This window comes from Nocardia sp. NPDC020380 (assembly GCF_044386975.1).
Classification (GTDB): Bacteria; Actinomycetota; Actinomycetes; order Mycobacteriales; family Mycobacteriaceae; genus Nocardia.
Genome location: NZ_JBIRVQ010000010.1, coordinates 389,132 through 398,583, shown reverse-complemented (window position 1 = coordinate 398,583; position 9,452 = coordinate 389,132). Strand labels below are relative to the sequence as shown.

At 66.9% G+C, this 9,452-nt stretch carries 10 protein-coding genes; 4 read left to right on the top strand and 6 right to left on the bottom strand.

Features of this window, described 5'->3' with window-relative positions:
- Positions 1–239: 239 nt before the first annotated feature.
- A complete protein-coding gene (locus ACH438_RS29010) occupies positions 240–746 on the bottom strand; it encodes a nuclear transport factor 2 family protein (RefSeq protein ID WP_397010769.1) in 507 nt (168 codons plus the stop codon).
- Between the two features lie 166 nt (positions 747–912).
- On the opposite strand from ACH438_RS29010, the gene ACH438_RS29005 reads away from it, so the two are divergent.
- Complete coding sequence (locus ACH438_RS29005) at positions 913–1,401, top strand: carboxymuconolactone decarboxylase family protein (RefSeq protein ID WP_397010767.1); 489 nt, start codon at positions 913–915, stop codon at positions 1,399–1,401.
- 112 nt (positions 1,402–1,513) lie between these two features.
- Here ACH438_RS29005 and ACH438_RS29000 read toward each other — a convergent pair whose 3' ends face one another.
- On the bottom strand, positions 1,514–3,271 hold the full coding sequence (locus tag ACH438_RS29000; protein WP_397010765.1) for a proline--tRNA ligase: 1,758 nt from the start codon (positions 3,269–3,271) through the stop codon (positions 1,514–1,516).
- A gap of 58 nt (positions 3,272–3,329) precedes the next feature.
- Here ACH438_RS29000 and yaaA point away from each other — a divergent pair, with 58 nt between their 5' ends.
- Positions 3,330–4,076, top strand: coding sequence for a peroxide stress protein YaaA (gene yaaA, locus ACH438_RS28995; protein WP_397010763.1), 747 nt, complete (start codon positions 3,330–3,332; stop codon positions 4,074–4,076).
- A 132-nt stretch (positions 4,077–4,208) separates the two neighbouring features.
- Here the strand turns inward: yaaA and ACH438_RS28990 are convergent, their stop codons facing one another.
- The gene (locus tag ACH438_RS28990; protein WP_397010761.1) at positions 4,209–5,069 is read right to left on the bottom strand and encodes an NAD(P)H-binding protein; all 861 of its coding nucleotides are present in this window, start codon (positions 5,067–5,069) and stop codon (positions 4,209–4,211) included.
- Positions 5,070–5,147: 78 nt separating this feature from the next.
- Between ACH438_RS28990 and ACH438_RS28985 the strand changes: the two genes are divergently transcribed.
- Together ACH438_RS28985 and ACH438_RS28980 are read left to right on the top strand one after the other, a co-directional pair.
- Positions 5,148–5,939, top strand: a complete 792-nt coding sequence (locus ACH438_RS28985) for a TetR/AcrR family transcriptional regulator (RefSeq protein ID WP_397010759.1) — start codon at positions 5,148–5,150, stop codon at positions 5,937–5,939.
- A 63-nt stretch (positions 5,940–6,002) separates the two neighbouring features.
- Complete coding sequence (locus tag ACH438_RS28980; protein WP_397010757.1) at positions 6,003–6,395, top strand: ankyrin repeat domain-containing protein; 393 nt, start codon at positions 6,003–6,005, stop codon at positions 6,393–6,395.
- A gap of 24 nt (positions 6,396–6,419) precedes the next feature.
- Here the strand turns inward: ACH438_RS28980 and ACH438_RS28975 are convergent, their stop codons facing one another.
- The 3 genes from ACH438_RS28975 to ACH438_RS28965 form a co-directional block, all read right to left on the bottom strand.
- A complete protein-coding gene (locus ACH438_RS28975) occupies positions 6,420–7,430 on the bottom strand; it encodes a magnesium and cobalt transport protein CorA (RefSeq protein ID WP_397010754.1) in 1,011 nt (336 codons plus the stop codon).
- 79 nt (positions 7,431–7,509) lie between these two features.
- Entirely contained in the window at positions 7,510–8,334 is an 825-nt protein-coding gene (locus ACH438_RS28970; protein ID WP_397010752.1) for an ABC transporter permease, read from the bottom strand.
- Positions 8,331–9,347, bottom strand: coding sequence for an ABC transporter ATP-binding protein (locus ACH438_RS28965; protein ID WP_397010750.1), 1,017 nt, complete (start codon positions 9,345–9,347; stop codon positions 8,331–8,333). The genes ACH438_RS28970 and ACH438_RS28965 overlap by 4 nt, the downstream gene beginning before the upstream one ends.
- Positions 9,348–9,452: the final 105 nt, after the last annotated feature.

Here is a 9,452-nt window from a genome sequence, read left to right as displayed (position 1 = left end):
ACGTGCTGTGGGCACTGCTGCGCGACGGCCGGGAATTCACTCCTCAGGCACCGATCCCAGCCACCGGAGGGGCTTGACATCTTCATTGAGATTCCTTGCGTTGAATCGAACTGATACGCGCAGGAGACAAGACCGGTCCGGCCCCCCGCGAACCACTACACCCGAATATCGAACCCCCGCGCTACGGCGTTAACCGGGGTGGACGTCCGGGCTGTAGTGGCTGGTCCGATTCGAACCGATCAGTCGTGGTTCGAATCGGAGACTTGGCTCGGCGCCCAGCGATTCGCCGTGATGGCGAATCCCGGTAGCGCCTCGGTGGCCATCTTGGCCTCGAAGATGCGCTGGTAACCGGTGCCGGTGATGCGCCACTTGCCATCGCTCTCGCGGCGGTAGGTGTCCTCGTAGTAAGCGGCGCCGCGGATCAGCATCCCGAAATCCGGGACGATCACCGTGTCCTCCAGGCACCAGCTGCCGGTGGCGGTGTCGCCCTCCACCGTGATCTCCGGATGGTTGGCCACGTGCACGGTGATCACATTGCCGCTCAGCGCATTACGCATGTAGTCCACCACCTGGTCGCGGGAAGTGAACTCCAGCGGCTGCCCGCCGGACGGCGAACCGTACGACGCGACGATTTCCGTGCTCAGGGTGTCCGCGAACTCGTCCCACAACTTCAGGTCGAGCGTCCGCAGGTACCGATGCTTGAGCTGTCGGATCTGCTCCAAGGCCTCGAAGTCCGTGCTGCTCATACCGACTTACCTCCCGTACTGCTCTGCCGGTAGACGCGCTCAACGTAGAGCACGGCACCGACATGTTCCAATCGACGAACGGGATGAATTGGACCACAGCCCGAGCAAGCAATTGCTAGCCTTCCGAGATGATTCCCACTGACCGCGACACCGCCCGCGACCCGTCATGATCATCGACATCCCTGAGGGCAAAGACCCCATCACCTACGTCTGGGGCGAAATGGTCCCCGGCATAGGCATCGCCGCCGCCAACCTCTCCCTCGCCGTCTACTCCCACAGCACCCTCGCCCTCCCCGAATTCGAAGCCGCCCGCCTCCGCATAGCCCAGATCAACGGCTGCCTCTTCTGCCTCGACTGGCGCACCGACCGCAATGGCGAAAAGGTCCCCGCCACCTTCATCGACGATGTGACCGACTGGCGCACCACCCCCAACTTCACCCCGCGCACCCGCCTGGCCGCCGAATACGCCGAGCGCTACGCCCTCGACCACCACACCCTCACCCCAGAGTTCTTCGACCGCATGAAAACCCACTACACCCAACCGGAGATCGTCGAACTCTCCATGTGCCTGGGCTCCTGGCTGGCCTTCGGCCGCCTCAACCGCGTCCTGGGCCTCGACACCGTCTGCGTCCTGCCCAGCCACCCCGGCCGCTGACTGCGGCGCCGGAAAACCGAGTCCCAGAAAAAGCGAATGGCTCATGAGAGCGGTGATTCGTGGGAATCACCGTGCCCATGAGCCATTCGAAAGGGGCTGAAGAGGCTGTGTGTCAGCCGCGGAGTTTGGCGGCCACCGAGGCTACGGCGGTGTCGACGGGGAGTTCCTCGCTGGTGCCGGCGAAGCGGTCGCGAAGTTCGATCTTGCCTTCGGCCCAGCCGCGGCCGACCACCACGACGTAAGGCATGCCGAGGAGTTCGGCATCCTTGAACTTGACGCCGGGGGAGGCGGTGCGGTCGTCGAGGAGGACCTCGAAGCCGAGGGAATCCAGTTCGGCCGCAACCTGTTCGGCGCCGGAGCGGGCGCCCTCGTCCTTGTTGGCGATGACCACGTGGACATCGAAGGGGGCGACCACGGACGGCCAGCGCAGGCCCTTCTCGTCGTGCATCTGCTCGGCGATCACGGCCATCATGCGGGAGACGCCGACACCGTAGGAGCCCATGGTGAGGCGGACCGGCTTGCCGTTCTCGCCCAGCACATCGACCTCGAAAGCGTCGGTGTACTTCTGGCCCAGCTGGAAGATGTGGCCGATCTCGATGCCGCGCGCGGCCTCCAGCACGCCGCGGCCGTCGGGCGACGGGTCGCCGTCCCGGACCTCGGCGGCCTCGATGGTGCCGTCGGGAGTGAAGTCACGACCGGCGACCAGGCCGACATAGTGCTTGCCGGGCTCGTCGGCGCCGGTGATCCAGGCGGTGCCGGACACCACGCGCGGGTCGACCAGGTAGCGAACGCCATTGGCCAGCAACGCCTTCGGGCCGATGTAGCCCTTCACCAGGAACGGGTTGGCCTTGAAATCGGCCTCGTCCAGCAGCTCGACCTCGGCGGGCTCGACGGCCGCGCCGAGCCGCTTGTCGTCGACCTCGCGGTCACCCGGAATGCCGACACCGAGGATCTCGGTCTTGCCGTCGGGGTAGCGCAGCTTGACCATCACGTTCTTCAACGTGTCCGCCGCGGTCACCGGGCGGCCCAGCACCTCGGCGATACCCGCGCCGTTCGCCCACTCCACGAGAGTCGCGATGGTCGGCGTATTCGGCGTCTCGTGCGCGACGGCGTCGGCCAGACCCTCCAGGGGAATCTCCGGCGGCGCGGCCGTGACCACGGCCTCCACGTTTGCGGCATAACCGCTTTCGCGGCAGATGACGTAGGTGTCCTCGCCGACCGGGCTGTCCGCCAGGAACTCCTCCGACGCCGAACCGCCCATGGCGCCCGACGTGGCCGCCACGATCACGTACTTCACGCCGAGGCGCGCAAAGATGCGCTGGTACGCCTCGCGGTGCGCGTCGTAGCTCTTCTTCAGCCCGTCCTCGTCGAGGTCGAACGAGTACGAGTCCTTCATGATGAACTCGCGCCCACGCAGAATGCCCGCGCGCGGCCGGCCTTCATCGCGGTACTTGGTCTGAATCTGGTACAGCGTGACCGGCAGATCCTTGTACGAGTTGTACTCGGCCTTCACGGTGAGGGCGAACATCTCCTCGTGCGTCGGGCCGAGCAGGTAATCCTGTCCCTTGCGGTCCTTCAGGCGGAACAGCGCGTCACCGTATTCGACCCACCGGTTGGTGGTGTCGTACGGCTCGCGCGGCAGCAGCGCCGGCAGCGAGATCTCCTGGGCGCCGAAGGCGTCCATTTCCTCCCGGACGACATTCTCGATCTTGCGCAGAGTGCGCAGACCGAGCGGCAGCCACGAATAGACACCGGGCGCGACACGCCGCACATAACCGGCGCGCACCAGCAGCTTGTGGCTGGGCACCTCGGCGTCGGCGGGATCGTCGCGCAGCGTGCGCAGGAACAGATGCGAGAGGCGGGTGATCACGGCTCCACAGACTAGCCGCTGCGTACGCAATGCTCACAAGGCATTACCGTGTTGCCTCGTGCTGGTGCTGCTGCCTCCCTCAGAAACCAAGTCCGACGGCGGGTCGGGCGACCCCCTCGACCTTGATTCCCTTGCGATGCCGCAGCTCACAGCGGTGCGCGAGAAACTCGTCACCGAACTCGTCGGCCTCGCCGCCGACCCCGACACCGCGCGCGCGGCCCTCGGCCTGGGCAAGGGGGCTGACGCGGAAATCGCCCGCAATGCCACCCTCCGCACCTCCCCGACCCGCCCGGCCCTGGACCGCTACACCGGCGTCCTCTACGACGCCCTCGACGCCGCCTCCTTCACCAAGGCCCAGCGCGCCAAGGCCGAAGCCCGCCTCGGCATCGGCTCCGCCCTCTTCGGCGTCATCCGCGCCGGCGACCCTATCCCCGCCTACCGCCTCTCCGGCGGCTCCAAACTGCCGGGACTCCCCACCCTGCAAGCAGTCTGGAAGCAGGCCCTGCCCGCCGCCCTCCGCGCCGAAACCGAGGGTCAGCTCACCGTCGACCTGCGCTCGGGCACCTACCAGAACCTGGGCCGCGTCCCCGGCGCGGTCACCGCCACCGTCCTCACCGAACGCCCCGACGGCAGCCGCACCGTGGTCAGCCACTTCAACAAGCACCACAAGGGCCTGCTCGCCCGCGCCCTCGTGCTCTCCCGCAGCGAGCCCTCGGACATCAAGGGCCTCGCCGCCATCGCCGAGAAATCCGGCCTCCGCATCGAAATCGCCTCCCCGACCGAACTTCTCGTGCTGACTTCCTGACCTGCCGACTGCGGGCAGGTCAGCCGGCAGGACTTGCAGTGTCAAGGCCGGCTTCAAGTATTCCGGCACGGTCGTCGCCGGCCGGCCGGGCAACTCGGCTTGCCACGGTGTGGCGGCGCAACCTGCCGGACATCAGTGCTGCGTCAGCGCCGACTTCAAGTACTCGGCCATAGTCGTGGTGGGTCGGCCGAGCAGGTCGGCGAGTGTGGGTGAGACAGGGGCGAATTCGCCGTTCCGGCTAGCTTGGAACAGGCCTACCAGCAGGTCGGCGGCTGATTCCGGGACGCCGTGGCCGATCAGGGCATCGCGATAGTCGTTGTCGGACACGATGATCCGGCGGATGGGGCGACCACTGAGTTCGGCCGCCCGGTCTGCCACCTCGGCCATGGTCAGGGCTTCGGGACCCGTGAGGGGTGAGGTGACGGCGGCGGGGGCCGGGGTGGTCAAGAGGGTTGCGGCGGCGTCGGCCAGGTCGGCGTGGGCGGTCCAGGACACCGGACCGTCCTCTGGCGCAACGAGTTCGCCGGTCTCCACCGCATCGCCGAGCAGCATCACGGCGGACTGCGCGTAGAAACCGTTGCGCAGCACTGTGAACGGGACACCGCTGTCCAACAGGGCGGCCTCGGTCGCGGCGTGGTCGGGCATCGGCGGGAAGGGTGAGTTCGGGTTCGCGCCCATGTGGCTGGTGTAGACGATCCGCCCGGCCCCGGCTGCCGCGGCGGCGTCGATGGCGGCGCGATGCTGAGCGACGGCCGCTGACCCGCTGGAATTGCTCGAGACGATCAGCACCTGGTCCGCGCCTTCGAAGGCGGTCGCGAGGCTCGCCGGGTCGGTGAAATCTCCCTGCCGTACGCGCACGCCGCGCGCTTCGAGTGCGCCCGACTGCTGTGGGTCGCGCACGCTGACGCCCAGCTCCCCGGCGGGCACCCGTTCCAGCAATCTCTCGACGACCATGCGTCCGAGCAGGCCATTTGCTCCGGTAATGACGATCACGGCCAAACCTCCATGTTGTTTCCACTGATAACATAATCACGGTACCACTGATAACAGTGATCTGTTACCGTTGGAAACGTGGAGAGTGAAGAGACCGTCGAAGGCCACCGCGAGCGCATCGTGGCCGCTGCCGCCCGGCTGCTCACCGAGGGCGGTCCGGACGCGGTATCGACCCGCGCGGTGAGCACCGCCGCGGGCGTGCAGCCGCCGACCATCTACCGGCTGTTCGGCGACAAACAGGGCCTGCTCGACGCGGTCGCCGCGCACGGCTTCGCCGCCTACCTCGCCACCAAGACGACGCGCGAACCCACCGGCGACCCGATCGAGGACCTGCGCACCGGCTGGGACCTGCACGTCGGCCTGGGTCTCGCCGATCCGGCGCTGTACACCCTCATGTACACCCGCCCGGGCACGGGCGCGGCCACCCCGGCCGCCGTCACCGCCTTCGCCATGCTCGCCGCACTCATCCGCCGCATCGCCGAGGCCGGCCGCCTGCGCATCCCCGAAGAGCGCGCCGCGGCACTGGTGCACGCGGCGGGCAGCGGCACCACCCTCGCGCTCATCGCCACACCCGAGGGGAATCGCGACCCGGAACTGTCCAGCACCGCACGCGAAGCCGTCATCGCCGCCATCACCACCGGCAGTGCCGGATCAACCACCGACAGTGAGTCAGCAATGGCGAGTCCGGCATCAACCACCGCCGGCGCGGCATCGTCGACAGTCGGCGCAGCAACAACCTCCGGCGGTGTAGCACCGGCGACGGCGGCGGTCACGCTACGGGCCCTGCTGCCCCGCGTCGAGGCCCTGACCATGGCTGAGGTCGGCTTGCTGCGCGAATGGCTGGACCGCATCGCCGGCCACACCCCCTGACCGCCGGATTTCATATACGGCTCTTTCCCGGGCAGCATGGCCGCGGCTCGATAGAGTGGCCTGGTGGAACCCAAAGACCTGGACCCCGAAGTGCTGGAGCTGGCGAGCAAGATCTTCGATCTGGCCCGCAGCGGTGACGCCACCACCCTCGGCGTCTACCTCGACGCCGGTGTACCGGTGAACCTCACCAACGAGAACGGCGACACGCTGCTCATGCTGGCCGCCTACCACGCCCACCCGGAGGCGGTGAGCGTGCTGCTGGACCACAAGGCCGACCCCAACTTCGGCAACGACAAGGGCCAGACACCCTTGTCCGGCGCGGTTTTCAAGGGCGAGGACGTCATCGTCAACGCCCTGCTGACCGCCGGCGCGGACCCGGACGCGGGCAGCCCCTCCGCCCGCGACGCCGCCGAAATGTTCGGTCAGACCAAGTATTTGAAGCTGTTCACGAAATAGACACAGCACCAAGTAAATACCGTCTCACAGCCAGTCATTGCGGTGGAAATTCGCATAGAGCCCACCGCAGATGACGAGCATGACCGCGATGACCGCGGGATACCCGAAATGCCAAGTCAATTCGGGCATGTGCTCGAAGTTCATACCGTAGATTCCGGCGATCATGGTCGGCACCGCAGCCAGGGCCGCCCACGCCGAAATCTTGCGCATATCGGTGTTCTGCTGCACACCGACCTTCGCCAACGCGGCATTGATCAGGGCGCTGAGCGATTCGTTGAAATTCATGATCTGCTCGGTGACCTGAGTGTGGTGGTCGGCGACATCCCGCAGATAACTCCGGATCTGATCCCGCAATGGCAGCGTGTCGTCCTGCACGAGCGTACGCAGCGCCAGGCCCAAAGGCCGCACCGCACCACGCAATTCGACGACTTCGCTCTTGAGCTGATAAATAGCTTCCACCGCGATCCGGCTCCCCGGCCGGAAGACGGCCTCCTCCATCTCGTCGATGTCCTTGTCGATGGATTCGATGACGCCCAGGTAGGAGTCCACGACATGGTCGGCCGCCGCGTGCATGACCGCGCTCGGCCCCAGCCGCAGCCGAGACGGGTTGGCCTCCAGCTCATCCCGCACCCGCAACAACCCGCCGAAGTCCCCGTGCCGCACGATAATGACGAAATCCGGCCCGAGAAAGATCATGATCTCGCCCGTATCGACGATTTGCGCACTTGCACTGGTCAATTCGTGTTCGAGATAGCGCACGGTACGCATGACGAGAAACAGCGTGTCGCCATAGCGTTCCAGCTTCGGCCGCTGATGTGCGTGGATGACGTCCTCAGCGGCGAGCTCGTGTAATCCGAAAGCCTGCGCCACATCGTCCATCGTGGCTTCGTCCGGCTCCAGCAGCCCCAGCCAGACGAAACCGTCCTTTCGCGCCCGCACATCCGCGAGGGCCTCGCGATAAGTGAGCTGATCCGAGAATCGCCGGCCATTGAGGTAAACAGCGCAAACCATCTCACCGGATCGGATATCGGCCACGGCCCGACAGTAGACACAGAATCGTCCGGCCCGCGGACGACATTCGCCGCGCGGGCCGGATTCTTCGCGAGAGCCGCGGTTACTGCGTGCGCTGGTAGCTGCGGAAGGCGGACAGGGCCCAGACGAAGGCGAGTGCCGCCAGCGCGGTCAGATACCCCAGGTGCGCGGCCACGAACCCCGCGTCCGCTGTGCCCGCCAGCCCGCTCCGGCCGATATCGACCGCCCACGACACCGGGTTGAACTTCGAGATGTCCTGCACCCACCGCGGCATGAGCGCGGGCGACATCATGCCCGAGGACAGGAACGTCAACGGCAGGATGATCAACTGCGACATGCCGATCAGCGCGATCTGGCTCCGCGAGATCAGCGCCAGCGCCACCGAACCCGCGCAGAAGATGGCCGCCAGCAGCGTCGCCGCCGCCAGCGCGAGCAGCATGCCGGCCACCCCGCCCGGATACCGTGCGCCCCCGGCGAATCCGATCACCAGTACCAGCGCCGACTGCACCAGCCCGATGAGCAGCTGCACCCCGAGCTGCCCCGCGATCACGGCGCTGCGCGAAATCGGCGCGGTAAGAATCTGATTCATGACACCGTTGTCGATGTCCTCGATATAGCCGGTGCCCGCCCACACGCCGGAGTAGAGCACGGTCATCATGAGCACGCCCGGGGCCAGGAACGTGATGTAGTTGGCGGCCCCGAAGCCCGGAATGTCACCCACCGACTTGAAGACCTGCCCGAACAGCAGGATCCACACGATCGGCTGCAACAGCGCGGCGAACACGCCCCAGGACTCCCGCAGGGTGTTCACCATCCACCGCCGGAAGACCTGCCCGGCCGCGACCAGCCAACCGGCCGTGGGCACTTCGAACGTGGCGGTGTTCTCGTAGGTCGCGAGCGCGGTCATGCCGCCACCCCCGTCCGGCCGTTGTCGGCCCGGTACGAGCGGCCCGCGTAATGCAAGTACACATCGTCCAAACTCGGCCGCGACACCGACACCGCACCGAAAGCGATTGCCGCGGCATCGAATTCGCCGATGACCCGGCCGACCACGCCGGACAGGTCGTCGGTGCGGGCGATCAGCTTCCCGTTCGGTCCGTCCTGCTCGACGATCACATCGTGCAGCGCCGGAATGGCCTCGCCCACCGCGCGCACGGCGGCGATATCCGGTTCGATGAGCTCCACCGTCAAGGTGTCGCCGTCCAGGGTCGACTTCAGTTGCGCCGGAGTGCCTTCGATGACGGCCCGGCCGTGATCGATGATGACCAGCCGGTCGGCCAGCTCATCGGCCTCCTCCAGATAATGCGTGGTCAGCACCACGGTCAAGGCCGCCTCGGTGGCCAGCCGCCGGATCTCCGACCACATTTCGGCCCGCGCCTGCGGATCCAGGCCGGTGGTCGGCTCGTCCAGGAACAGCACCTGCGGACGATGCACCAGCCCGACCGCGACATCCAGCTTGCGCCGCATACCGCCGGACAGCTTGGCCACCTTGCGATTCCGGGCCTCGGTCAGCTGGAACTGCTCGAGCAGCCGCTCCGCGCGGTCCGCGGCATCGTGCCGCGTCATCCCGTGCAGCCGGCCCGCCATGACGAGATTCTCGAACGGGTTCTGCCGCGGGTCCGCGCCCGAACCCTGTGAGACATAACCGATCCGCTGCCGGATGGCCGCCGCGTCGGTGGTGACATCGAACCCGGCCACGCGCGCCGTACCGGAGGTGGCGGCGGACAAGGTGGTGCAGATCTTGGTGGTGGTGGATTTGCCCGCGCCATTGGGGCCGAGCATGCCGTAGACGGTGCCCGCGGCAATGCCGAAGGTCAGCCCGTCCAGCGCCCGGACATCGGGCTCGCGCCGCCCGCCCGGATAGATCTTGACGAGATCGGAGACCTCGACCGCGGTCGAGGGCATGGATGTACGAGACATGAGTGGGTCCTCGTGTTCGGGGATGCGAACGACCGCGGGACCGCAGATATGCTGTGAGTGCAGTTCGAGCATCGGCGGTTTGCTGCCGGTCGTTCGGATCCGGCT